General features: G+C 50.8%; 17 protein-coding genes. 15 read left to right on the top strand and 2 right to left on the bottom strand.

What is annotated here, in order from left to right:
- Positions 1–10: 10 nt before the first annotated feature.
- The 11 genes from KJS69_RS12555 to KJS69_RS12505 all read left to right on the top strand — a co-directional run bounded on the left by KJS69_RS12555 (position 11) and on the right by KJS69_RS12505 (position 18107).
- Positions 11–2329: a helix-turn-helix domain-containing protein gene (locus KJS69_RS12555; protein ID WP_249730494.1), complete on the top strand. Its 2319-nt coding sequence runs from the start codon at positions 11–13 to the stop codon at positions 2327–2329.
- A 368-nt stretch (positions 2330–2697) separates the two neighbouring features.
- Entirely contained in the window at positions 2698–3591 is an 894-nt protein-coding gene (locus KJS69_RS12550) for an ABC transporter permease (protein WP_374706636.1), read from the top strand.
- An 18-nt stretch (positions 3592–3609) separates the two neighbouring features.
- Positions 3610–4470, top strand: a complete 861-nt coding sequence (locus tag KJS69_RS12545; protein WP_213584121.1) for a carbohydrate ABC transporter permease — start codon at positions 3610–3612, stop codon at positions 4468–4470.
- Between the two features lie 341 nt (positions 4471–4811).
- Positions 4812–6356, top strand: coding sequence for an extracellular solute-binding protein (locus KJS69_RS12540; RefSeq protein ID WP_213584394.1), 1545 nt, complete (start codon positions 4812–4814; stop codon positions 6354–6356).
- Between the two features lie 150 nt (positions 6357–6506).
- Positions 6507–7562 (top strand): amidohydrolase family protein, encoded by a 1056-nt coding sequence (locus KJS69_RS12535; RefSeq protein ID WP_213584120.1) that lies wholly within the window; start codon positions 6507–6509, stop codon positions 7560–7562.
- A 698-nt stretch (positions 7563–8260) separates the two neighbouring features.
- Positions 8261–8617: a Rieske (2Fe-2S) protein gene (locus KJS69_RS12530; RefSeq protein WP_213584119.1), complete on the top strand. Its 357-nt coding sequence runs from the start codon at positions 8261–8263 to the stop codon at positions 8615–8617.
- 520 nt (positions 8618–9137) lie between these two features.
- On the top strand, positions 9138–10097 hold the full coding sequence (locus KJS69_RS12525; RefSeq protein ID WP_213584118.1) for an ABC transporter permease: 960 nt from the start codon (positions 9138–9140) through the stop codon (positions 10095–10097).
- Between the two features lie 18 nt (positions 10098–10115).
- Positions 10116–11000 carry a carbohydrate ABC transporter permease gene (locus tag KJS69_RS12520; protein WP_213584117.1) on the top strand — a complete coding sequence of 295 codons (885 nt, stop codon included), beginning with the start codon at positions 10116–10118 and terminating at the stop codon, positions 10998–11000.
- Positions 11001–11307: 307 nt separating this feature from the next.
- Positions 11308–12942 carry an extracellular solute-binding protein gene (locus tag KJS69_RS12515; RefSeq protein ID WP_213584116.1) on the top strand — a complete coding sequence of 545 codons (1635 nt, stop codon included), beginning with the start codon at positions 11308–11310 and terminating at the stop codon, positions 12940–12942.
- Between the two features lie 866 nt (positions 12943–13808).
- Entirely contained in the window at positions 13809–16406 is a 2598-nt protein-coding gene (hrpB, locus tag KJS69_RS12510) for an ATP-dependent helicase HrpB (RefSeq protein ID WP_213584393.1), read from the top strand.
- A gap of 705 nt (positions 16407–17111) precedes the next feature.
- Positions 17112–18107, top strand: a complete 996-nt coding sequence (locus KJS69_RS12505) for a Gfo/Idh/MocA family protein (RefSeq protein ID WP_213584115.1) — start codon at positions 17112–17114, stop codon at positions 18105–18107.
- Between the two features lie 142 nt (positions 18108–18249).
- Here KJS69_RS12505 and KJS69_RS12500 read toward each other — a convergent pair whose 3' ends face one another.
- Positions 18250–19236, bottom strand: coding sequence for an AraC family transcriptional regulator (locus KJS69_RS12500; RefSeq protein ID WP_213584114.1), 987 nt, complete (start codon positions 19234–19236; stop codon positions 18250–18252).
- Between the two features lie 131 nt (positions 19237–19367).
- On the opposite strand from KJS69_RS12500, the gene KJS69_RS12495 reads away from it, so the two are divergent.
- Positions 19368–22268 carry a family 78 glycoside hydrolase catalytic domain gene (locus KJS69_RS12495; protein WP_249730491.1) on the top strand — a complete coding sequence of 967 codons (2901 nt, stop codon included), beginning with the start codon at positions 19368–19370 and terminating at the stop codon, positions 22266–22268.
- A 301-nt stretch (positions 22269–22569) separates the two neighbouring features.
- Here the strand turns inward: KJS69_RS12495 and KJS69_RS12490 are convergent, their stop codons facing one another.
- Positions 22570–22782 (bottom strand): SRPBCC family protein, encoded by a 213-nt coding sequence (locus KJS69_RS12490; RefSeq protein ID WP_283777460.1) that lies wholly within the window; start codon positions 22780–22782, stop codon positions 22570–22572.
- A 274-nt stretch (positions 22783–23056) separates the two neighbouring features.
- Here KJS69_RS12490 and KJS69_RS12485 point away from each other — a divergent pair, with 274 nt between their 5' ends.
- From KJS69_RS12485 to KJS69_RS12475, 3 genes are all read left to right on the top strand, one after another.
- Positions 23057–23653, top strand: a complete 597-nt coding sequence (locus KJS69_RS12485; protein WP_213584113.1) for an ECF transporter S component — start codon at positions 23057–23059, stop codon at positions 23651–23653.
- A gap of 235 nt (positions 23654–23888) precedes the next feature.
- Positions 23889–25355 (top strand): ABC transporter ATP-binding protein, encoded by a 1467-nt coding sequence (locus KJS69_RS12480; protein ID WP_249730490.1) that lies wholly within the window; start codon positions 23889–23891, stop codon positions 25353–25355.
- Entirely contained in the window at positions 25333–26115 is a 783-nt protein-coding gene (locus KJS69_RS12475; protein ID WP_213584111.1) for an energy-coupling factor transporter transmembrane component T family protein, read from the top strand. The genes KJS69_RS12480 and KJS69_RS12475 overlap by 23 nt, the downstream gene beginning before the upstream one ends.
- Positions 26116–26404: the final 289 nt, after the last annotated feature.

Below are 26404 nucleotides of genomic sequence, written 5' to 3'. Positions count from 1 at the left end.
GGGCTGTCTGGTGAGACGGAATACCAAGCCGGATTCGTTTAACATGGCCCTCTTCTGGCGTTTTTTTGCGAGCTATTTCATCCTTATCCTCATTCCCGCTATAGTGGCGTGCACTTTTACCTACTTCTTTATCGTTCGTCTTATCGAAGAGGATGCCGGTAAATTAAACAACGCCATTATGCGGAACTTTTCCGATCAGACCGATGCCACCTTCTCTACTTTGAAAACCAATATGATTCATATGCTTAGCTCTTCTAGTCTGATCAGCTTTCTAGCGGTGGCTGGCGATTCCGCCGATAACCAGCAGCGCAACGAGCTTGTCCATCATTTAATGGAGCAGCTAAACAAGATCGAATCAGGGGGGATCATGTACAATGCCTATTTGTACTTCGTCCACGAAGACCTCGTGATCGACTTTCAAACTCACACCAGTAAAGATTTTTACTTCCAGTATTATTATCCGATTGAGCCGGCCGGGAAGCCGCCCCTTTTTACCCACTTCTCTGATAAAAAAATGATGGTTTTCACCGAACCGCACACCATGAACCAGAAGCCTTTATTTTCAAATGAAATCCTGACTTCCTATTCACATATTTCCGCGTTAATGAGCTATCCGTTCAATAGTCACACTCCAGAGGTGTATTTAGTCGTCAACATTAATCGGGATAAATTGCGTGAGCGTATCGGCATCCAGGAAAACTGGGTGACCGGGACCGCGATTATGAATAAATCGGGTCAAGTCATCAGTCAAACCGGCGAAGCGGAGCTGGAAGCCGCCACTTGGCTGGATACCATCCAATCTAATGCGGAGGGCACTCTCGTAGTCGATGATCAAGGGCATGCGTTGTCTTTTATGAAATCGAATTTTAACGAGGACTGGTATTATGTCAGCCTCATCGACCTCCAGACCCTGCTGCAGCCGGCGCGTTGGATTCGCAAGATCAGCATCGTATTTCTCGGATTCGTTCTGGTCCTCGGCAGTCTGGTGTCTTATTACTTAAGCCGACGTCTGTATACTCCGATTTGGGAAATCAAAACCGGTCTCGAATCTCACCATAAGCCACACCCCCCCATCCATCCCAGAGGCAATGATTTCGATGTGATCAAACGATTCTCCCAGCTGCTCATTACTGAGAATAAAGAACTGTCACAAATGGTCGGCGGAATGTTCCCCATCGTCAAAGAACATTTCATTATGAAGATATTGCTCGGAGAATACCGCGATAGCCTGTCCATTGAATATTACGCCAAGGAGATCGATTTTCCTTATCAGGCGAAAGCAACCCGGACTGTCCTTTGTATCGAAATTCAATATTATTCGCGGGGGCTGGAGCAGCTCTCGGAGACGTCCAAAACGTTCCTGATGGTAGAGCTGAAGGAGAAGATCCGCAAGCGGATGCCGGTTACGGTATGGCTTTGTCAAACTAAAGCGGATCGGATAGTGTGTGTTATTCATCATGATGCGTTAATGCACTGTGGTCCCAGGGAAGCGGCGCAAATCATTCAGACCATCATCCCGCAGCCGTATTATAAAGCGACGATTGGAATCGGGAAGACGGTCCAATCCATCGAGCATTTGCATGCCTCGTATGAGTATGCCTTGGCCATGCTGCGTTATAAAGGTCTTCATTCTGAGGTGGAAATATGCAGCGAGGAGCATTCAGAGGACAATCGTCCGCCATGGGACGGCTTCTTGTCCGTTCAGGAGGTGAACCGGATTTTCAATCGTTTTAAGTCCCGCGATTACGCCCCCCTGCTTCAATCTGTATATGATCAGCTGGAGGCGGGGATTAAAAAGAACGCCACGGCGCTTCAGATTAAGGGGTTCTGCTCCGATGTGTTGAATACATGGATACGCGCTGTGGAGACGGAGCGCAATGACTTCAGCATTTCTTTTTACTCCGGGCTGTTTGACAAGCTGGATCGCTGCGTAACCTGGGAGGAAATCAGACAGTTCTTTCAGGACATCCATACCGTGTTGTTCCGGGTCGAGGAACCGGACGCCCGCCAAGGGCAGTTCGCCGAAATATTGGAGTTTATTCATACTCGTTACGGGGAAGAGCTGTCGATCGACAGGTTTGCGGAGCGGATGGGGATGTCGGTCGGCCACTTTAGCCGTACCTTCAAGGAAGAGGTGGGGGAGAAATATGTAGAATATATCGCCAAGGTCCGGTTGGCGCAGGCGAAACGGCTGTTACTCGAAACGGATTTGAAAATCGATGAGATTGCCGAACAGGTCGGGTATTGGGGACGCAATTCCTTCATTCGTATTTTCCGCAGATACGAGGGGACAACTCCGGCCAAATATCGGACGATTCACCGCAAGTGAGTACCCGTCTGGTCATTCGGATCGTCAAGGAAAAGCTAATGAAATCCGGTTTCTCCACAGAGACTTCAATTTTTCGTGAGTCTCTTTTTTTGCGCGTACAGACCTGAAAGTACGGTGTGGCTCTCGATGTAAAAAATGCGACTTCCTAAAAATATGCGCGCTTTACGCCGCAGGCAGGAGGTCCGTATAGTTAGGCCATAACAGCGCGGTTAAGGACCCGCCGGATCAGCTGAACAAACGAAATGTAAACGTTATCGTAAGGAGGTGCGGAAATTGTGGCGAACATAACAGGAGCGGGCGGAACCGCAGGCTCAGGCTCAGGGCCGCTTCCCGGGCCAAAGAGGAGCAAGCTGTCTTATCTATGGTTTATGCTGAGGAAGCATAAAGCCCTGTACTTTCTCATGCTGCCAGGCATTCTGTATTACCTTATTTTCAAGTACATTCCGATGTACGGGATCATCATCGCCTTTCAGGATTTTTCGATAGGCCGAGGCATTCTCGGCAGCAAGTTCGTCGGCTTAAAGCATTTCATCGAGTTTTTCTACTACACTCCGGACTCCTGGAAGCTCATTCGAAATACGGTCATGCTGAACATTTACGATTTGCTGTTTCATTTTCCCGCGCCGATTGTGCTGGCCCTGCTGTTCCATGAAATTAAAAATAAAGCGTTCAAGCGATTTGTGCAGAGCGTCAGCTACATGCCGCATTTTTTGTCCACCGTCGTTATTGCAGGGATCATCGTCATGTTTCTATCTCCAAGCACCGGAATTATCAACTTTATATTGGTGAAGCTGTTCGGCATCGAGCCGATTATGTTCTTAGGCTTGCCGGAATGGTTCCGGACCGTGTATATCGGATCGGAGATTTGGCAGAAGATCGGCTGGGGCACCATTCTGTACTTGGCAGCCATCGCAGGGGTCGATCCTACTCTGTATGAGGCGGCCAAAATAGATGGGGCGAATCGTTTCCAGCAGATGCGCCACGTGACCTTCGTCGGCATGATTCCGGTCATGATCATTCTGTTCGTTCTGAACCTCGGCTATTTCATGGACGTCGGGTTTCAGAAGATCCTGCTGCTTTACAATCCGCTGAACTACGAAACTTCGGACGTCATTAACACTTTTGTGTACCGGAGAGGGATTCTGGACGCCGACTTCAGCTTCGCCACGGCGGTCGGACTGTTTCAATCGGCGATCGGCTTTATTCTGGTCGTCATTGCGAACCGGCTGGCCAGAAAATACTCCGAGACCAGTCTATGGTAACGAGCGGGAGGGAACGGCATGAAAATCAGAGAGAGCTTGGCCTCCAGAATATTTGATGCGTTCAATATTTTCCTCATGATTGTTCTGGTCATCGTCATGGTCTATCCGATGATTTACGTATTCTCCGCCTCCATCAGCGAGAATGCCATGGTCGTCAGCGGACAGGTGCTGCTCTGGCCCAAATCGTTGACACTGGCTGCTTATGAGAGGGTTGTTTTTAATCCCGATGTCTGGATCAGCTATTGGAACACGATTCGTTATACCGTCGTCCATACATTCTTGACATTAGTGGCTACCGCCGCCATGGCCTATCCGTTGGCGAAGAAATGGCTGCCCGGGCGAAGAACGATTCTGCTGATGGCCGCTTTCACGCTGCTGTTCAGTGGAGGGCTGATCCCGACCTTTCTCGTCGTTCAGAAGCTGGGCCTGCTGAATACGATATGGGCCATCGTCCTTCCCTCGCTAATCAGCACCTGGCATCTGTTTATTATGCGGACGTTTTTTGAGGCGCTCCCGGAGGAACTGGAGGATGCAGCCACGATAGACGGCTGCGGGACGATTCAGGTTCTGCTGCGCATCGTCCTGCCGTTATCGACCCCGGTGCTGGCCACGATCGGCTTATATACGGCGGTTAATCAGTGGAACGCTTTCTTCGACGCCTTGATCTATCTCAATGACCGCAGCATGTATCCTTTGCAAATTATGCTTCGCAACATTCTGATCGCAGGGGCCAATGTGCAGGGAGAGGGGGATATGAGCCATATGGAGACGATGAAATATGCCATGATCATCATTGCGACATTACCGATTCTGTGCGTGTATCCGTTTATTCAGAAGTACTTTATTCAAGGGAGCATGATCGGAGGCGTGAAGGGATAGTTGTAGATTCCTACAGGATTGTCGGCATTAAAGAATAAAGTCCATGAAGTGGAGAAAGAAAGGTGTCACCAGGGCGAGTTTTGGCTTTGTATTCCAACTTCCCGAAGACCTGTCCAATGAATAGGAATGATTGGTTGGGGTCCCCGAAAAGTACTTGGAAATCACTTCGAAGCCAATCTTCACTTTTTGGGGAAGGAGTATGATGTTTGAAGCTTCGGGGGCACTTTCCTTCGGAACGGAATGGGAGCCCATTTCTTTAAAGCCGTATCTATATACAACATTCTCTATTTCATTATCCAAAATGAGGAGGGACACAGGTGAGAAAAAGAACGATCGCCGTAATGGTTATGACGGTCCTGCTCGGAGGTCTGCTGGCGGGCTGCAGCGGGGGCAAGAAGCCATCGGCTGACCCCACACCGGGCGGATCAGAAAGCCCGTCTCCGAAACCGATCACCTTCACATGGCTGGTCTATGACCGGACGGAAGGGAGGGTGCGCGACGATTGGGAGATTTTCAAGGAAATTGAGGCTAAAACCGGGGTTAAGGTCGAGTTCCAGGTAGTCAGTCAAGAAGGGCTCACCGAGAAGCGACAGATTATGATTGCGACCAATTCGGTCACCGACTTCATTCAGGTGAGCACTCAGGAAGGACGTGAGCACGGTCCGGAGAAAGTCTTTCTTAACTTGAAGGATTATCTGGATATCGCGCCTAATCTGAAAAACTTCTATGACAGCTTCCCGGAAGCGAAAGCATTGGCGACAGGTCCGGATGGAGGCATCTATACGGTGCCGATTCTGGAAGGAGACCCCGAAGGGAAGGGCTTCAACTTTGTCTGGATGGCCCGCCAGGATTTAATCGATAAATACAATTTGGAGCCGCCTACGACTTTGGATGAATTTTATCAATTTCTTAAAGTGTTAAAGGAAAAGCATCCCGATTCTTATCCGCTGACCTCGCAATCTCCGATTGGGGATGTCGGGCTGTATACCGTATTCGGCAGAGCTTTTACGGGAATTCAAGGCTTCTTCAATCTGACTCCGGGAGACAATAAATACGCGTTCGCTCCTTATCATGAGGGATACAAGGACGCACTCCTCTACATGAACAAACTATACGCCGAAAAACTGCTCGATCCCGAGTACTCCTTGTTGACCGGGCCGCAATGGGAAGAGCGGATGTTATCCGGCAAATCGTTGGTCACTTATTTCTGGAAGGCGGACATTGATCCCATGACCGAGAAAGGACGAACCGCAAGCGGAAGCCAGGAATTTGAACTGGATGCCATTCCGCAGTTTGCTGCCGATGGCATTCAAAACTATCAATATTCCCGATCCCTCGTTGGAGCGAGCGGCCGGGCGGTTTCGGCCAAGGTCAAGGATAAGGAGGCTGCGGTGAAATTCCTCGATTATTTGGTTAGCGAGGAAGGCTCCAACTATCTGTCTCTCGGCATCCTCGGCAAAACGTATACGATAGAAGACGGAAAGCCGATGTTCCTGAAGGAGTTCGGCAATAGCCCGTACGTTCCTCTACGCCGCGATTACGGGGTCTGGTATGACAACATCTCTCTCGATAACGCCAAAGCGCGGGCAGCGTGGGAGAGCGGCTTGGACGAGAAGAGCAAGGCGATTAATGCGCGATATGAGCAATATATTATTCCTGCACCCAAAGCGATCGTCAAGACCGAGGAAGAGATGGAACTGGAAAAATCGAAGCTGAGCAACCTGAACAAATATTTGGAGCAAAAAATAACGGAATTCGTCACCGGAAAAACACCGATTAACGACGACACTTATCAGCAATTCCTCGATCAGGCCAAAAAGCTGGGCGCCGACGAACTGCTCAACATGTACAACACGGCGTATGAGCGTACGTACGGCTCGAAGTAAGCCTATGCCCGTTCATGCAAGAACGCAATGTGAACCCAAGTCAATGCCGTTCATGCAGGAACGCAATGTCAACCGAAGTCAATGCCCGTTCATGCAGGAACGCAGTGTCAACCCAAGCCTATCCATTATTTAGCAAAGGAGCTTTAGCGAATGGCGGAGAATGTTAAGGTCATCGATGCCGATGTCCATAATGAACAGAACGATTCCAATCTCGTCCCTTATCTGCCCGAGCCGTGGAAGAGCAGAGTGGCCCGAAGCGGTGTTGGCTATTCGTACTCCGGTTATTATTCGCCCGTCGGTGTCATGCGGAGGGATTCGATCCCTCCGGGCGGCGGCAAGGCGGGCTCAGATCCGGAGCTCATGATTAAACAGCTGATAGAGCCTTACAATCTTGAGTATGCGATTTTGACGGGAGTGGTCTATAACATTGCGACTACGCATGATCCGGATTTTGCCGCAGCTATTTGCTCCGCCTATAACGATTTCCTCATTGCGGAATGGCTGGGCAAGCATAAAGCGTTCAAAGGCGCGATGGCCGTTTCGACCCACGATCCGCTGTTGGCTGCCCGGGAAATCGATCGGATCGGAGGGCATCCCGACATCGTGGAAGTCATTATATCCAGCGCAGCACGCTCCCCGCTCGGACAGCGTCACTACCATCCGATCTATGAGGCGGCGGAGAGAAACGGGCTGCCGGTCGCCATCCATCCGGGGGCGGAAGGAGCGGGAGGGGCTACCGCGCCGACGGCGGCCGGGTATCCGACATGGTATATCGAGTGGCATACGTGCCTTTCGCAGACCTTCATGGCGCATTTGGTCAGTATGGTGTGCGAAGGCGTGTTTGAGAAATTCCCCCGCTTGAAGGTCGTGCTGATCGAAGGGGGAATCGCCTGGCTGCCCCATCTCATGTGGAGGCTCGACAAGAACTATAAAGCGCTTCGTTCCCAGGTCCCCTGGTTAAAGAAGCTGCCCAGCGAATATATTCGCGACCACTGTTATTTATCGACGCAGCCGATCGAAGAGCCGGATAATCCGCAGCATCTGGTCGATCTGCTGAACATGGTCGATGCCGAAAATATGCTCCTCTATTCGAGTGACTACCCGCATTGGGATTTCGATCCCCCGACGGGCATCTTCCGTAAATTCAGCCCGGAAGCCAGGCGCAAGGTGCTGTACGAGAACGCCAAACAGCTTTATAAGCTATAGTTAGACTGCCGAAGACAGAATCTGGAGAAAGAGATGGAAGATGAAGATAGAGAGCGAAGACAGAATCTGGAGAAAGAGATGGAAGATGAAGATAGAGAGCGAAGACAGAATCTGGAGAAAGAAATGAAGAAGGAGATTGAAGAAACAGATTAGGATAAAGATTGCAGATAGAGGTGGAAGATGAAGGAGACTAGTTAAGATGGAGACTGAAGGAGACTAGTTAAGATGGAGACTGACTAAGAAGAGTTACTGAATCTATGATCGAAGCGTCTTCCAGGCAGGCTTATCTAACTTGTAATAAGACGAATGGAGTGCAAAAATACACCTTAAATTAACCTTTTCAGCTATTTTGACGAATGAAGTGCAAATGCGCACTTTAATCTTCCGAAAATCTATCATCTTCAAAAAAAGCTCATTATAAAGCGCACTTTTGCACTCTAATTACGAAAAAAACGAAAACAGATAAATTAAAGAGCACTTCTGCACCTTAATGACAGCGGCAGGACAACTTTATAGCGAAGGATTGTACCTTATTAAATAGGAGGGGAGAAAAGGAAATTTTCGAGGAGACCAAGTTGGCCGTGAGGGTTGCCTGCTGACCTTTGTCTACGAAGGGTAAAAGAGAACAGCGCGGCAACGTTAGCCGGGAGAGCGCGTGTACAGGAACTCGGCTAATTTCTATAAAGGCGGAGGGGAATATGGCGGTACATTATGTGTTGGAAACGGGGGACGTACCGGAAGGCGGGCATGTCATCGTTAATGTGGAAGGTCGGGATATTGGCGTGTATCATATCGACGGCGAATACTACGCTCTCTATAATTACTGCCCCCATCAGGGAGCCCCATTGTGTGCGGGGATGGTCTGCGGCACGACGATGCCTTCCGAGGTCTATGAGTATGAATTTGGCAGAGCGGGCGAAATCGTCCGTTGTCCATGGCACGGCTGGGAATTCGAAATCAAAACCGGAAAGTCTCTCATCAGTGATAAAATCCGGGCTAAGAGCTATAAAGTGGAGGTCAAAGACGGCAAAATCGGGATTGTATTGAGAGGTTAACGACGGGATATATAGCAATGACAGGATATATAACAATGGATGACCGGGCGCGACTACCGGCTTGTGCGAACTTATCACTTCCGATGCATTTTCCAAGGACCCAATCCTCCATTCATTGAAAGAGTGAAAGGAATGGGCTCAAATCGACCTTCCCATCAGGGGGAGGTCGATTTGATATCAGGAGCGGATCCTGTCCTGAAAATCCCACATCGGCCTTCCCATCAAGGGAGGCCGATTTTTATGTTAGGCCCGTTTCCGTCCTGAAAATTTACAAGAAATTCACTTGGCTCTAATTCTGTTCTAACAATAGCTCTGTAAAATAAATCATGGTTCGGCATCATTAACGTGAAAATTCAATCACCTGGGTGGAGACGATGAGAAAACCCATTGGCTGAAAGAACATTCCTGTAATCGGGTATGGCTTCTTGACATGCTTATGTTTTCTCTATCGTCTTTTTCTCATCGGCTATGGATACGGAATGATGACCGACTGCTTCACGAAGGGAGGTGAGAACCAATAATGGAATCAGCAGCTTCGACCAATCAGGCTGGGGTCATCAAGAAAAAGAGGTTACATTCTTATCTTCTGAAATCCATCCGTCAATATTGGGACCTTTATTTGCTGATCACTCCGGTCCTCTTATACTTTATTATCTTTCACTATCTGCCGATCTACGGGGTGCAGATTGCCTTCAAAGATTTTATAGGGACCAAGGGGATATGGGGAAGTCCATGGGTCGGATTTAAACATTTCGAACGTTTTTTTGACAGCTACTTCTTCTGGAGACTGATCAAAAATACGCTGGGCATCAGTTTGTACGAGCTGCTGGTAGGCTTTCCTATACCGATTCTATTGGCGCTAATGATCAATGAGGTGCGGCTTAAGTTTTATAAACGATTCGTACAAACCGTCACTTATGCTCCACACTTTCTATCGACCGTCGTCTTGGTCGGTATAGTCGTTATGTTTCTGTCTCCGCAGAACGGGATAATCAATCAGTTGATCAAGCTGTTTGGCGGGGAGCCGATTTCGTTTATGACCGACCCGGCTTGGTTCAAGACGGTCTATGTCCTATCGGGAGTATGGCAGCAGATGGGCTGGAGTTCGATCATTTACTTGTCGGCCTTGGCTGGAATCGATCCCCAGCTGCACGAGGCGGCCAGAGTGGACGGAGCCTCCAGGCTGCGCAGAATATGGCATATTAATCTTCCCGGCATTATGCCTACCATTGTCATTTTGCTCATATTAAATGTAGGCTCCATTATGGGGGTCGGCTTCGAGAAAGTGTTCTTGATGCAGAACTCGCTGAATAACGAAAGCTCGGACGTCATCTCCACTTACGTATACCGGAGCGGGATTATCGGGTCCCAGTACAGCTTCTCCGCAGCCGTCGGTTTATTCAATTCCATCGTTAATTTCATTCTGCTGGTGATGGTGAATCGTGCAGCCAAAATGATGAAGCAAACGAGCTTATGGTAGTTAGGGGGAGATTCTTGAATGGTAGCACAAAGCACGGGCGACAAGATGGTTGAGGTTATTATCAACCTATTGCTTGCCATCGTTTCCATCATCGTACTGTATCCGCTCCTATTCGTTCTGAGCGCATCGGTCAGCAATCCCGAGGATGTTCTGAATGGGGAAATCTGGTTGTTGCCCAAGTCGCTTTCTTTTACAGGCTACGAAAAAATATTTCAAAACAAAGAAATTTTAACCGGCTATGTGAACACGATTATGTACACGCTGGTCGGAACGGCGATTAATCTGGCCATGACCGTCATGGCTGCTTATCCGTTGTCTAGACCGAATTTTGCCGGAAAACATGTCATTACGGCGATCATGGTATTTACCCTGTTCTTCAGCGGCGGCTTGATTCCGACTTACTTGATTGTGAAACAGCTGGGGATGGTCAATTCATTCTGGGCGCTCGTCATTCCGAATGCCGTCTCGGTATGGAACATCATTATTATGAGAACCTTCTTCCAATCGAGCATTCCGGGGGAAATCCAGGAATCGGCGGCGATAGATGGCTGCTCCAACTTGCAAATTTTATGGAAAATCGTTCTGCCGCTTTCGATGCCCATTATCGCGGTCATGATCCTGTTTTACAGTGTCGGCCACTGGAATGCCTATTTCAATGCACTCATTTATTTAAGCGATAGAGATAAATATCCGCTTCAACTGTTCTTAAGGGAAATTCTCATTCAGGGACAAATGGAGGAAATGGTTAATGCCGGCGACGAATCTCACGCCAAAACGTTAATGGAAGCCGAGGCCATCAAATATGCCATCGTCGTCGTCGCCAATTTGCCGGTCCTGCTGCTGTATCCTTTTCTGCAGAAATATTTTGTTAAAGGCGTTATGATCGGGGCCCTTAAGGGCTGAACCATGCAAGCTTCTATATTGTCGGCAATAAGAAAGTCCATGAAGTGGAGAAAGAAAGATGTCTCCAAGGCGAGTTTTGGCTTTGTATTCCCACCATCCGGAGGCCCATCCATAAAGAAGGAATCTGTTGATTCGGGGTCCCCGAAAAGTACCTGGAATTGCTTCGAGGCTCGTCTTCACTTTTTGGGGAAGGAGTATGATGTTTGAAGCTAGGAGGCACTTTCGTTTGGAACGGAATGGAGGCTTTTCTTTATGGCCGCACCTATAGCAGCGAATAAAAACATATACGGGGATAGGAGAATGGAGAATGGATAAAAAGAAGTGGGCTGCTATTTTAATGTCGTCTGTAATGACTGCAGGTCTTTTGCAAGGCTGCGGCGGGGGAAAAGATGCATCGGGAGGCAACCCTTCGGGGGAGGAGCCTGCCGCTAATGAACAGGCTAATTTCAACCCGACCGGCATGCCGATCGTCAACGAGCCGATTGAGCTTACTTTCTTTACGGGCAAGGCGGCGACCAACACCAACAACTTTGAGGAAACTCTGGTATGGAAAGAATATGCGAAAATGTCCAATATCCAAGTCAACTTTCAACTGGTCCCCTTTGAGAGCTTGACGGAGAAACGGAATTTGGCTCTGGCCAACGGAGAATATCCGGATGGCTTCTATACGGGGCGGATGCCCGCAGCCGATTTGTTGAAATACGGGGAGCAGGGTGTCTTTCTCAAGCTGAACGATTTGATCGACCAGCACGCTCCTAATTTTAAAGCGCTGATGGAAAAGTATCCCGATCTGAGAAAAGCGCTGACGATGCCGGATGGCAATATTTATTCTTTTCCTTCCTTCTACGATCCCGAGTTCCTGCCCATGCTGATCGGCACTCCGCTCTGGGTCAAGCAGGACTGGCTGGACAAGCTGAACATGCCGGAGCCGAAAACGACGGAGGACTTATACAATTACTTAAAAGCGGTGAAGGAAACCGACCTGAACGGAAACGGACAAGCAGATGAAATTCCTTACAGCGGTACGGGCATAAACCCTCTGATCGATCAGTTAAAAGGAGCTTGGGGGGTAGGCACGAGAGGTCTTGGACATAAATTTGTCGATGTGGACCCGGAGACGAATGAGCTGCGCTTCTTCCGTCTCGATTCGAAATACAAGGAAGTTCTGGAATATGTCCATAAATTGTATGCAGAAGGGTTAATCGATAAAGAGATCTTTACGCAAAAATCCAATGAGCTCTATGCCAAGGGAGCGAAAGACATCCTTGGCGCCACTATCAATCCGAACCCGAAAACTCAATTTAACGGGGAAAACTATTTTGGCCTGGGCGCTTTGGAAGGGCCGCACGGGGACAAGCTGTACAGCCATATCAAAGTTCCGATGGTCTGGCCGGGAGCCTTTGTGATCACTGATAAAAACAAACATCCGGAAGCGACTGTGCGATGGATGGATCATTTCTACGGAGATGAGGGAGCCACTTTCTATTTTATGGGGCAAAAGGATGTCTCCTATACGGAAACACCGGACGGAAAGCTGGAATTCGTGGACGCGATCAAGAACAATCCGGACGGACTGACTCTCGATCAAGCTTTGACCAAATATGTTACCTGGATGGGCGGAAGCTACCCGGGATACGTTCAGGAAAAATATTTCAAAGGCTCGGAAACTTTGCCGGAATCGGTAGCCGTTGGGGAAAAAGCCGAGCCAGATCGGATCAAGGATCTCTGGTATAACTTCAACTTCTTGCCGGAAGAGACCGAATTTATGCAGTCGACTGGAAGCGACATCCATACCTTTATCGGAGAGATGGAAGCCAAGTTCGTCAGCGGAGACTTGCCGTTCAGCGAATGGGACAGCTATGTCGAGAAAGTGAAAAAAATGGGCGTAGACGAGTACTTGAAGGTGTATAAAGCCGCTTATGATCGTTACGAAAATAACTGATTCACCAAAAGATAGCGGGTCATAAGCAGGGGGAAATCCCAATCGGCTTATAGAAAGCTTAAGGAGGCCCTTCGAGGCCTCCTTAAGCTTTCTATATATAATGACCTAGTTGTCCTTTCCAGTCACGGCAGCCAAAGACTGCGGATAAAAAGATATGTTATTCTATATCTATATAAGTTGAACTAAAGGAAGGATAGATCGTGGAGTAGGGAAAGAAAGAGGCTTCCAAGGCGAGTTTTGGCCAAAGATAGGAGCGAACTCCTTCAGTCCTGCAAAATTATAGGAATGGCTAAAAAACTCCCTTTATAATTACGAATCGCATTGGACCGTTCGAGTAAAAGCTGCGATAATGCATCTATTATGGATCGCATTCGTTCGTTCGAAAGAAGAGCTGCGATAGTGCATTAATTTTCGTATGAAACGACCCGATCAGGCCCTAGAACGAGAAAAAGATGTATGTTTGCAGGCTTTGCTGCGGAAACGGGGGATTACGGTCTGAAAGGATGCACAATTGCAGGCTTTCTATCTAAGTTGAAGTTGAACGGTGAACTAAGGATTGAATAGCTCATGACCTCATGAAGTGGAGAAAGAAAGGTGCTCCCAAGGCATCTCAACGCTCAGTTTTCGTCTTGTTTCCTCCCATCCTAAGACCCATTCCATAAGCAAGGACCTCGGTTTGGTCCCCGAAAAGTACCCGAAAACACTTCGAAGCTCATCTTCACTTTTTGGGGAAGGAGTGTAGTTGTTTGGAAGCTTCGGAGGCACCTTCCTTCGGAACGGAATGAGAGCTATTTTTAGTTCAAGATATATAGCGATAATGGAGCGAGATCGTGGACAGCAACCACATCACGGAAAGGAAGCCGATCATGACAACAGCATTGCCTATCGAAAAAGTGATACCTGAGCTTCGGGAGGCGCTTCAGCTCCGGACAAGCGCGGTACTTCTGGCCGATCCGGGAGCTGGAAAAACGACAAGAGTTCCTCTCGCTCTGGTGGACGAGCACTGGATGGAAGGGCGCCGTATTCTGATGCTGGAGCCGCGTCGCTTGGCCGCCCGGTCTGCTGCGCGTTATATGGCTGCCCTTCTCGGGGAACGGGTAGGGGAAACGGTAGGGTATCGGGTCCGGCTAGATACCCGGATAGGCCCAAAGACAAGAATAGAAGTCATTACGGAAGGGGTGCTTACCCGTCTTCTTCAAGAGGACCCTTCTTTGGAGGACGTGGGGCTCGTTATCTTCGATGAATATCATGAACGCAGCCTCCAGGCTGATCTTGGACTGGCTCTATGTCTGCAATCTCAAGCCTGGTTTCGCGAAGATTTAAGAATATTGGTTATGTCGGCTACTTTGGAGGCCGAGCCGATAGCCCGGCTTCTGGACGGCGCGCCAGTGGTAGCCAGTGAAGGGAAAGCCTATCCTGTGGAAACCCGTTATCTGGATCAGCGGTCGGAAGGATCGATGGAGCTGTCGGTATGCCGAAGCATACTCCATGCGCTTAATAACGATGAAGGCGACATCCTTGTCTTCCTGCCGGGCACGGGCGAGATTCGGCGGGTCGAAGCGATGCTTGCTGAGCATAGAGTGGGGCAGCACGTAACCATTGCGCCGCTGCACGGAGGATTGCCGGCGGAGGCGCAAGACCACGCTGTCGCGGAGTGCCCTCCGGGGAAGCGCAAGGTGGTGCTGGCTACATCGATTGCCGAGACCAGTCTGACGGTCGCAGGAGTTCGCATCGTCATCGACAGCGGGCTTATGCGCGTTCCCCGGTTTTCGCCTCGCACCGGAATGACGAGGCTCGAGACCGTACCGGTGTCGCGGGCGTCCGCCGACCAGCGCCAGGGAAGAGCGGGCCGTCAAGGACCGGGCGTCTGTTACCGTCTGTGGACGGAACAGGACGATCGGCGGCTGGCCCCGCAGAGCCTTCCGGAGCTGCTGGAGGCGGACCTCGCCCCGCTGGCGCTCGAGCTTGCCGTGTGGGGCGTCGCCGATCCGCTGGAGCTCCGCTGGCTTGACGCCCCGCCCGCGGCCGCGCTGGCTCAGGCGCGGGAGCTGCTGGCCCAGCTCGGCGCGCTGAGCGAGAGCGGGGCCGTCACCCCGCACGGCCGGAGGATGGCCGAGCTGGGGCTCCATCCCCGGCTCGCGCACATGGTCCTCCAGGCACAAGAACTTGGCCTGGGGGACCTCGCTTGCGAGCTGGCGGCGCTCCTCAGCGAGCGCGATCCGCTGCGAGGCCAAGCCGCCGCTGCGGATGCGGACCTGCGCCTCCGCGTGGAGGCGGTGCGCGCCGCCGCCGGGACCGGGCGCTCGGGAGCCGCGGCGTCGGCACGCGGCCCCGCTGCGGCTCAGGCGCACAGCCCCGCTGCGGACCATGCGGCGTGCCGGCGAATCGCGGCGGAAGCCGAGCGCTGGAAGCGCGCGCTCGGGCTCCCCGCGCCTGGGCCGGGCCGCGGAAGCGCCGCCGCTGGCGGGCTGCCCGCTGCGGGTCCGGGTCGGGGAGGCGATATCGAGGCCAGCGGATTGCTGCTGGCCTTCGCCTATCCCGACCGCATCGCGCAGCGGAAGGCCGGCGGCCGCTTCCTGCTCGCCAGCGGCCGCGGAGCCGCCTTGGCCGGCGCGCAGCCGCTCAGCCAGGCGCCCTGGCTGGTCGCAGCCGAGCTGGACGACCAGGGGCCGGAAGGGCGCATCTACCTGGCGGCGCCGGTGGAGCTAAGCGACCTGGAGGAGCGATTCGGGGAGCGAATCGCTGCGGAGGACATCGTCGCTTGGGACTCTTCGGCGCAGGCGGTGCGGGCGAGGCGGCGTGAGCGGCTGGGCGCGCTGGTGCTCCGGGATGCGCCGCTGGCGGATCCGGATCCGGAAGCCGCCAGGCAGGCGCTGCTGCAGGGAATCGCTGCGGAAGGGCTTGCGCTTCTGCCGTGGACCAAGACGGCTCGGCGGCTTCAGCAGCGTCTGGGCTTCGTGCAGCAGCAGGAGCCCGGCTGGCCGGACGTGTCCGATGCAGCGCTTGGCGCGGAGCTCGACGCCTGGCTGGGCCCGCATCTGTACGGCTTGAAGAGCCGGGACGAAGTGCAGCGGCTCGATCTAGCGGCGATTCTCGAAGCGATGCTCTCCTGGGAGCAGCGCCGGGAATTGGACGTGCTGGCTCCGAGCCATCTGACCGTTCCCAGCGGTTCGCGGATTCCCGTCGATTACAGCGATCCCGCGACTCCGGTACTGGCCGTCCGTCTTCAGGAGCTGTTTGGGCTTACGGAGACACCGCGCATTCTAAGGGGAAGAGTTCCATTAACGTTACATCTATTGTCTCCTGCGCAGCGTCCGGTTCAAGTGACTCGCGACTTGGCGAGCTTTTGGCAGAATACCTATTTCGAGGTAAAAAAAGACCTCAAAGGACGCTATCCCAAGCATTATTGGCCCGACGACCCGCGCAGCGCCGCTCCGACTAACCGGACTCGCCCGCGCGAGTAAGGTAGAACTCCAGTTATAAATCGATTACGCAGGCAAACCGACTTAGAGCTAGCTCCAAAAGTGCCAAATGCGATGAAATAGTAGTAGATCTCAGAGCGTTGAAAAAATCGGTTTACGGATCTTGTGTATTCATTTGTATGATTATTCATACCAAAGCGGATCTTCGCGACCTATACATAGTTTGGATGTACGATATTTCGTACAAAGATGACCCTTTCACGGAACTGGCGTGCGCATTTGAACGATTATTCATACAAAAGCGAAACCTCCGCGGCATACGCATGTCCGACTGTATGATATTTCGTACAAACCGCACTTGTTCGCATCCATCTTTCGCCCATTTGTACGTCTATTTGACTATGCAAGGGGCTCGGCGGATAGGGCGCATACAAGCCACGTGGATGCTTTTTCAACATTCTGAGATCTGCACTTAATTCGCTCCAAAAGTGCCAGATGTGATGAAATAGTTGTAGATCTGCGCTCATTCGCTTTCACAAGTGCCAGGCACGATGAAATAAAAGTTAGCCATTTGCGAAATTGCGGGCAGCTTGGGGCGATCACTCTACATTAAAGGGAACGACCAACGGGTGTTGGGCTGGTAATCAAGTGCTGATATTTCAGTTGAACCTTAATGTGATTAATATCTTTACTTCGTGCTTATTCATGATTTAGTTTAGTCACGAAATCTATTAGGAGGGTTACACCATGATCCGATTTGCGGTTATTGGAACTAACTGGATTACCGACAGCTTCATCCAAGCCGCCCGCGAGACTGGGCAGGTGGAATTGACTGCTGTCTATTCGCGGACGGAAGCGAGGGCCAAAGAATTTGCAGCCAAGCACGATATTCCAAATCTATACACCGACTTAGAAAAAATGGTTGCCAGTGACGAATTCGATGCTGTCTACATCGCGAGTCCGACTTCTTTTCATGCCGAGCAGGCCATTCTTTGTATGAATCACAGAAAGCACGTCTTATGCGAAAAGCCGATAGCTTCCCACGCCAACGAAACGAAAAAAATGATAGAGACAGCCGCAAAAAATAACGTGCTCCTGATGGAGGCTCTAAAGTCCACTTTGCTGCCGAATTTTCGCGCCATCCAGGACAATCTGCATAAGATCGGGCCCATCCGGCGCTATTTTGCAAGCTACTGTCAATATTCTTCACGCTATGATGCGTTCAAACAAGGGACGGTTCTCAACGCGTTTAACCCCGTTTTTTCCAATGGCTCTTTAATGGACCTGGGAGTTTACTGCATTTACCCTATGGTCGTTCTATTCGGTATGCCTGAGCTAATCAAGGCAAACGCCATCATGCTCGATTCGGGAGTGGACGGGGAAGGAAGCCTGCTCTTGAAATATAAAGAGATGGATGCGGTCATCATGTATTCAAAAATAACGAATTCGCATCTGTCTACCGAAATTCAGGGGGAAAACGGGACGATCGTCATCGATAAAATCAATGAGCCCGGGAAGGTCGAAATTCGATACAGAGACGGATCGCTGGACGATATTACTCAAGTGCAGACGGGTAACACGATGAAATACGAGGTTCAGGAGTTTGTACGGCTATTAACAGACGTCAAGCTTGAGTCTGCAGTCAATTCCCATGCTCATTCTTTATCCGTCATGAAGATTACGGACGAGGCCAGGAGGCAGATTGGCCTGGTGTTTCCGGCTGATTCGCTCCTTTCATTATAAGTAAAAATCTCAAGGGACTTCTAGAATGACATTAGAATTGACTTCTAGTACAACAGAAGTTGGCGGAGTATTCGAAGAAGATTTTAGAAGATATCTATGGTGAGGGTATGACTATTTCTTTCATCTGAAAAAGGGAGCCTCTTCACCTCTGCTTCAGCAAGCGGTATTGGCGAGGCGTGACTCCGGTTTGCTTTTTAAACAGCCGGGTAAAATGCTTTAAATCCTCATAGCCGCAATGATGCGCCGCTTCCAGAACCGTAGTTTTGGGGCGGCTTAACAGCTCGCAAGCACGATGAATGCGCTGTTCTTGTACATAGCTCAAGATGGTCTTCCCCACTATATGTTTGAATAAGCGTTGTCCTTGCCGGGGGCCGGTGTTGGCTGCGGCCGCTACATCTTCAATGGTAACGGGCTGCTGAAAATGAAGGTGGATGTATTGTTTCATAGCTGCCACTTTGTCGGCCGCATCGGGAGAAGGCTTTGCTTCGCCGGTCGGTTGTTGCAGACGCTGCAGAAGGACCACAAGCTCGAGGAGGAAAGCGAGCAATTGAGCACGGTACCCGTGCTGCTTGGTTTCATATTCCGTGAGCAGACGATGCATCACGTATTTGAATTCCCCGTGCTGTTCACGAACATGCAGCCAGCGGTTTTCTCCTGGAAGCTTTCCGCTTAACGCAGAGGTGATTTCTTGTTCCAAAGGATAGCCGGTTAATTCCTGAAGCTGCTCGGTTTGAAAAATACAATTGTAGACTACAAGGGAACGGTCCTGCCGCAAGCTGGAGGGCCGAAATACATGGGCGGTGCCGATAGGGATGAAGAACAAGTCGCCGGCCGTGACAGCTAACGTTTCATTGTCGATATAATGAAAGCCCCGCCCTTCCGCGACGTAGCAAATTTCCGCGAAATCGTGAAAGTGCTCAGCTAATTGAAAGGATTCGCTTACCCGATTGACATAAATGGGCAGAGATTCCCGAAAAAACAACTCCCCGCTGGTCCGCTCCACCGTTCGTTTGACTGCCATCTCATGGGTTTGCTTATTACCTCGTTGGATGGCCATCTCATTGGCTCCCTCATCCCTAGATTTGACCGTCATTTCTTCGATTCTTTTATTTCTTTGTTTGCTAGTCATTTCGTGTTCTCCCCTTTTCCAAGTTGGATTAGATGACATTTTACCCCTCAAGAATGTCGTGATCAACCCCTTTCTTCTATGCCGTTCTCGCTACAATGAAGAAAATACGGTGAAACGAGGAGGGAAGAATTGTGCAAATTATATGGTCTGAGCAGGCGAAATGGATATGGGGAGGTGACGAAAGCAGTTCCCGTAATCAATGGCGCTTGTTCCGCACAACGTTCCAGATCCAAGAGGGCGGATGCGCGCAAGCCTGGCTTGATATTACGGCCGATTCCCGGTATGTTTTGTTCGTCAATGGACAGGAGGCGGGGCGAGGGCCGGTAAGATCGTGGCCGACAGAACAGTCCTATGATACGTATGACGTATCCGCCTATATCCGGCCGGGTGAAGATAATACCGTTGCCGTAATGGTGATGCACTTCGGTTTGTCTACCTTTTATTACTTGAAGGGAAGGGGAGGATTGTTGGCGCAGCTTCGTATGGCCGACGAAACGGGAACAAGCTTGGGCTGTCTGGTTACAGATGGAAGCTGGCGAACGCTGCGTCATCCCGGCCAAGACGGCAGGGCCCCTCGAATGTCCTGCCAGCAAGCCTTCGCCGAGCGAATAGATGCCAGACTATTCGATTCCGCATGGAAGGATCGGTCCTATTCCGATGAAGCCTGGCTACCAGCCGAAGAATTGGGGGCGCCGGGGATGGAGCCATGGACCTCTCTAGTGCCCAGGGATATTCCTCCTCTGACGGAGGAAACGATCTATCCGATCCGGGTAGAAGTGTTGAAGAAGGTGCAGCCGATCTCCTGGAATGCTTACATTGATGTTCGCGGCCATATGGTGCCCGACAGCCGGGAGCATGCGAATCCGGTCGGTTTTGTCGGCTATTTGGCGACCGTTGTCCGAGTCTCCGCCGGTGGGAAAGTCACGTTAGGCTTTCCCGCGGCATTTGTGAATGTGGGTACGGTAACCCTGGACGGCAAGGAGATGGCCGCCGAGCCGTTCTACGGAGAAGCCCCGGAGAGATATGTGGATATTGAGCTTCAGGCGGGCGATCATTTATTAATGGTCGATGTGAGTGGAATCGATCACGGGCATGGATTCCGCATCGGTATCGATGGGGAAGCTCCGATCGAGCTAATCTCTCCGTTGTCCGGAATAGATGGGACGAAGTATTCTCCGTTCGTTGGAATTGGACCCTTCGATACGATAGAGGTGATAGATCACCAGCCTGGCAGGCGGTTAAATATGGAACATGAGGATTATTTGACGGTTCGCACGGTTTCGCAGGCGGAGGAATTAACGCCGTATGCCGATCGTTTGCGCCCCGTGCCTCTCGGCTTGTATCGCGATGATGATGTGTTTAGCCATCATGTGTGGAAGAAGGCAAGCGAATCACAACCGGTTCCGCATGCGCTTCAGCACCTGGTGACAGCCGACGGACTTCCTGCCCGAGTGCCCTTATACGAAGGGGCCGATACGGAGATGATCATAGACTTCGGCAAGGAAACGGTCGGATATATTGAGTTTGAGTTGGATTGCGCGGAAGGAACAGTAATTGATTTTTATGGGTATGAATATATGCGAGACGAGTATATTCAACATACGTACGGACTGGATAACACCTTAAGATACGTGGCAAAAAAAGGCAGGCAGACGTATAAATCGCCGGTCAGACGGGGGTTCCGCTACCTTATGGTGACCGTCAGGAATGCTCGGAATCCTGTTCACATTTACAGCGTCCGTCTTGTTCAGAACATCTATCCGGTAGCAGAAATCGGCCGTTTCCACTGTTCGGATGCGCTGTTGAACGATATTTGGCAAATTAGCCGGGACACGACTAAACTGTGCATGGAGGATACTTTTGTCGATTGTCCCGCGTATGAGCAAGCGTTTTGGGTAGGGGACAGCCGCAATGAGGCATTAATTGGGAATTATTTATTTTCCGCTCCGGAGCTGACGGAAAGATGCTTGCGTCTTGTGCCTGGATCGAAGGCCCAGACACCCTTGTATGCCGATCAAGTGCCAAGCGGCTGGAGCAGTGTCATTCCGAACTGGACGTTTTTCTGGGTCATGGCCTCTAAGGAGCATTACGAGCAGACCGGGCAAACGGAATTTGCAAGGGAAATGTGGCCTTCTATCCGCTATACGCTTAATCACTATGTGCAGCATATCGACGATAACGGGCTTTTTAATATCAAGGCGTGGAATTTGCTCGATTGGGCGCCGATCGATCAGCCGAATGACGGTGTGGTCACCCACCAGAATGCTTTTCTGGTTAAAGCGCTGAACAGCGGGGCGGAATTGGCCCTGATCGCCGGGGATGCGGAAGAAGCCGACTCGTTTAAACAATGGGCTAACCTTCTGAAAGCGGCGATGAACAAGCATTTGTGGTCAGAAGAGAAAAGGGCCTATCTGGATTGCATTCATGCAGACGGGCGCCGTTCCGGAATTTTCAGCATGCAGACGCAAGTGGCCGCCTTTCTGTGCGATATCGCAGATGGGCCGAGAAAGGAAGCGCTGAAAGGATATTTGCTTGATCCGCCGGCTTCTTTTGTACAAATCGGCAGTCCGTTCATGTCGTTCTTCTATTACGAGGCTTTGGCGCGGACCGGGAAGCTGTCACACATGCTCGACGATATTCGCCGCAATTACGGACAAATGATCGAGTATGAAGCGACCGCCTGCTGGGAGATGTATCCGAGCTTTAAGGAGAATCGGACGAATCCGAACTTCTTGACCCGCAGCCACTGCCACGCTTGGTCCGCTGCGCCGGGTTATTTCCTGGGAGCGTATATTCTGGGGGTGAGGCCGCAGGCCCCCGGTTGGGAGAAGGTGCTGGTGGAGCCGAATCCGTGCGGATTATTCTGGGCCCGGGGAAGTGTGCCGCTTCCCGAAGCGGGCCGGATCGATGTCTTCTGGCGGGCGGACGAAGAACGCAGGCAGATGGAGATCGAGGTTCGCGCGCCGCGAGGACAGCAGATTGAAGTCCGGCTTCCCGCAGGCTATACGGGAATTGCGAGGATAATAAACTAACGTATCGACCTGTAGAAGGGCCGGCTCAGGTGTTTTCAGGATCATTTGAGCCCGGTCCTTTTTCGTGTTTATTGTCCGGTTGCTGTCCTCTTTCTGCAGGCACGATCAAGCAGGAATGAACCTCTGGAAGGAAGGGGCCAACTGATATTATCTAATCATTCAGGGTTAGTTTGCGATTATTTCCCGGGAAAAGTCGACACCAAATTACGATCGTTCAATAAAAATCATCGATTCTAAATGTAGATTTAGAGGGGAATCGCGCCGGGGAGTTTCCCCAGCGTTCTAACAAAACTGGGCCGCCTTATTTGGGCAGAAACAGGCGCAGCGGGATTGTAACGAATCCAGGTAACACTATGAGCGGAAAAAACGATAGAATGATGCAAAAAAAGTAATATAGCGATACATTTCTCGTGACTTTATTCGTCGATTCTCTCGTAAAAAACCATTTTCTCATCATTTCCGGGTTCAGCCACGCGTCAAAGACTCTTTCGGCCGACGCCTCGAAATAACGTATAATGGTAAGCGTCGTGGTGGATTCATTGGTTAAGTATTTAATTGACTATTGCCAGAATATCGGGAATGTTGTATGATATGGGCGATTACAACCGAATAGATCCGGGGGCTTGAGGAGTCAGGCTGAGATTGTAGCCGTTATACCGCTACTGACCGTTAATCTGAACTGGATAATGCCAGCGTAGAGAAAATATTTTGAAAAAGGGACCCTTTCTCCGTCTGTGCATTCCAGGCGGTTTTTTTATTCCAAAAAATGGGAAAAGGAGAAGGGGATAATGCAGAAACATGAAGCCGGTAATAAAAAATTGAAGTTTTCCGATATATTGATTACAGTTATGATCGCTTTAGTATTCGGTATCATTTTTAAATTATGGGATAGCGTGTATGGGCTGGTTAAGCCGCTTTTTCTGCAAGCAGGTCAATTGACTTATGGCATGTGGTTTATGGCCGGACCTTTTGCCTATCTGCTCGTTCGCAAGCCGGGAGTTGCTTTGCTCGCAAGTCTTGCTGCCGCCAATGTCTCGTCACTGTTAGGCTCCGCATGGGGCTTGGAAACGATCCTTTATGGCTTTGTCCAAGGTTTAGGGGCGGAATTGGTTTTCGCTGCGTTGCGTTACCGCAAAGCGGGGGTTGTTGCGGCCGGAGTCGCAGGCGTTATGGCAGGTTTGGGCTCTTTTGTCGTGGACCTCTACCACGGCTATGCCAATTATGAAGCCTGGATGCTCGTGCTCAAGTACGGTTTGCGCACCATTAGCGCGTTTGTGTTTTCCGGGGTATTCGCTTATTTCCTGGTCCGGGCGCTGGAAAGAACCGGGGTGACCAACTTAATCCGGCCGGTCTCCAAGGAAGATTACACTTCTTTAGACCGGTGAAAATGGATATTCCCGTTCACTTATAAATACTTGGAAACTTAAACCATGAGGAAACCCCAGGCAAATATGCTGCAGGACTTCGATGGCCTACCTGCGATGATTCAGGTCAAGGCAAGGGGAATTCAAATCGGGAGCTCCTGCAAGCCCTCTTTTCGAGGTGGTAGTTTTGCTAGATCAAGCGGCATCATTCATCTATGTCTCTAACTTAAGATTAAAGTTTCCGGGAGAGTCGTCCTTGATTTTCAAGGACCTCTCCTTCGCCGTTCCTCAGGGGCAAAAGGTATTGCTTCTGGGGCCGAGCGGCTGTGGTAAATCTACGCTCTTGCAGGTGCTCAGCGGAATTATTCCGGATTCCATAGAAGTGCCGCTTAAATATGACTCTATTCAGCGACCGCCTCATTGGGGCTTTGTGTTCCAAGATCCGGACACGCAATTTTGCATGCCTTATGTAGATGAAGAATTGGCCTTCGTACTGGAAAATCTATCGGTTCCGCGAGATCAGATGGAGCGGCATATGGAGCAGATTCTTGCCACAGTGGGGCTGTCTTTTGATAACCTTCATACGCCGATTCAGACGCTCTCGCAAGGAATGAAGCAGCGGCTGGCGCTGGCCTCCGTTATGCTTTTGCAGCCGGATGTTCTCTTTCTCGACGAGCCCTCGGCGCTGCTTGATCCGGAAGGGACGGAGCAGATTTGGGCGGCGGTGAAGGAGGTTTCTGCCGATACAACGCTATTCATCGTGGAGCACAAAATAGAGCATGTCATCGATTGGGTGGATCGGGTGGTGCTGTTTGACGGGAATGGGGCTATTCTTGCCGATGGCGAACCGGATGAAATCTTTCGAAGCCATAAGGAAGAGCTTGTCCAATACGGAATCTGGTACCCGGACGTATGGAAGGATTATATCAGGACGGAAGCTTATCAGGCGCTGCAAGAGGTGAGACAGAAGGAACGCCAAGCCGCTTCGGGGACTGCGGCGCCTGTCCTGGTTCTGCGGGATTTTGCCGGTTTCCGCGGAGAAGAAGCGAAAATTGAGGTGCCCCAGGCAGAGGTGCTTCCCGGAGAATGGATTTCCGTCGTGGGCGCCAACGGGGCAGGCAAAAGCACTTTATTGCAATCGATCATGCAGTTGCTTCCTACATCAGGCACGTATTGGCTGTGCGGGAAGCCGGTTCGGCAGACGGTTAAAGGCCGCGGGAAAAAAAGCGTCAAGTCTCCGCCGCCTCCGGAGCTGGCTTTTGTCTTTCAAAATCCGGAGATGCAATTTATTACGAACTCGCTATATGACGAATTGGCTTATTCGCTCCGGCCGGAGAAGCTTCCGGAGGAGGAAGCGGGTAAAAAGGTTCGGCAGACATTGGAAGCATTCGGCCTATACATGAGTGAGAGACGACATCCGTACCAGTTATCAATCGGTCAGAAAAGACGGCTCAGCGTTGCTTCCGCCGTCATCGGGGAGAAGCCCGTGCTGCTGCTGGATGAACCGACCTTCGGTCAGGATGCGCGAAATACGTTCGCCATTCTGGAGAAGCTCGAAGAACTGCGCGTGAAGGGAACGGCCATTATTATGGTTACGCATGACCCGAATATTGCCGGTTATTTCTCCGATCAAATATGGCGAATTGAGCAGGGCCGGCTGGCGGTCGTGGAATCGCCGGAGCCATGGAGGTGTGATAAGCATGAATTTGTTTACGCCCCTTAAAGAAACGTGGCTTTACCGGGTTAATCCGGCATTGAAATTCGTCGTGTTTTTTGTGCTGTTAGTTATTGCTTTAATCAATCGGAGCTTCGACTTTGCCCTTCATCAAATGATCGTATACCTGCTGCTGCTTCTGTTGTTCAGCGGGCATTCATGGAGGAAGACGCTTCTGTTCACTGCTCCTTTCCTGGTTATTTTCGTTTCTTCCTCATCCACGATGATCTTATTCGGTAAAGGAGAACAGATTTGGTGGCAGTGGGGATTGATCCGCATTTCCGAGGAAAGCTTCTATCATGGCTTGTTGATCGGTTTCAAAACGATCAGCTTTGGCGCGCTGGGAATGATTTTCGCCTTGACATCGAAGCCGATCCTGTTCTTCTACGCGCTAATGCAGCAGTTTCGGCTGCCGTCCAAGTATGCCTACAGCTTCATCGCTTCCATCCGGATGCTGCCTGCTGTCTGGGATGATTATCAGACCCGTACGGACGCCTTGAAGGTACGCGGGACACGGTTTGCCCGGGGATTTCGCGGGATGTATGAGCGCTTGAGCGCTTATGCGGTGCCTCTGCTTGCCCAGAGCATCCGCAGGGCACAGAGAATCGCTGTGGCCATGGAGGCCAAGCGGTTTCAGATGGGGGCGACGCGAACCTATTATTATACCACCCGATATTCCCGCACCGACTTATGGTTCGTGGGGATGATGGCAGGGCTGCTGATAACGGCCTACTATACGGCGGTCTATCTTCCGTTGGCAGGCCGGTGAGAGACACGTGCAATAAATCGGATTAGATTTTCGAACGATGGGGCTGTCCAGAAAGCCAGTGAAAACTGACTGCTGACGCCCCGTTTTTGTTGAATGTTAAAAAATGTACACAAAAAAACCGTCTTTTCCTGTAAAATGAAAGTTACCACACAAACATTTCACGAAGGGACGGTTTTTATGCGTAATCTGACGACTACTAATGATCATTATACCATGCAACTGACACTTCCTCTAGAAGAAATGGAAGAAAAGGTGGTTTCCAAACGAAATCTTGCGCCTACCTTCAAAG

The sequence above is a fragment of the Paenibacillus sp. J2TS4 genome (assembly GCF_018403245.1).
Taxonomy (GTDB): Bacteria; Bacillota; Bacilli; order Paenibacillales; family NBRC-103111; genus Paenibacillus_L.
Note: the sequence above shows the minus strand (reverse complement) of the source record. Positions and strands in the feature narration are given on the sequence as shown.